This window comes from Vibrio sp. 2130-1, from assembly GCF_033339515.1.
This window is the reverse complement of record NZ_JAWOUT010000438.1, coordinates 1-618: the sequence shown is the minus strand read 5'-3', so window position 1 is coordinate 618 and position 618 is coordinate 1. Positions and strand designations below refer to the sequence as shown.

The window sequence follows — 618 nt, the reverse complement described above, 5'->3', positions numbered from 1 at the left end:
TGAAGGCGTGAAGTTCCACTCTGGTAACTCGCTAACAGCGGATGATGTGGTGTGGACATTTGAGCGCCTACAAAGCTCTCCAGACTTTAAAGCGATCTTCGACCCGTACGAGAAAATCGTAAAAGTGGATGACTACACGTTCGATTTGGTTACTAAAGGTCCATACCCACTTGTTCTGCAAACGGCGACGTACATCTTCCCTATGGACAGCAAGTTCTACTCAGGTAAGACAGAAGACGGCAAAGACAAGTCTGAACTAGTGAAGCACGGTAACTCATTTGCATCGACTCACGTTTCTGGTACTGGCCCATTCATCGTGACATCACGTGAACAAGGCGTAAAAGTGGAATTTGAACGCTTCAAAGATTACTGGGATAAAGCGTCGAAAGGTAACGTTGATAAGCTAACGCTAGTACCAATCAAAGAAGACGCGACTCGTGTGGCTGCGCTTCTTTCTGGTGGCGTCGATATGATTCATCCAGTAGCGCCAAACGATCACCAACGTGTGAAAGATGCGAAAGGCATCGATCTCGTGACACTACCTGGTACGCGAATCATCACGTTCCAAATGAACCAAAACAGCAATGAAGCGTTGAAAGACGTGCGCGTTCGTCAAGC

Annotated in this window: 1 protein-coding gene; it reads left to right on the top strand. The window is 47.2% G+C overall.

The window, feature by feature from the left end:
• The coding region (locus tag R7Q09_RS26700) for an ABC transporter substrate-binding protein (protein ID WP_318144017.1) at positions 1-618 on the top strand (618 nt) is incomplete at both ends.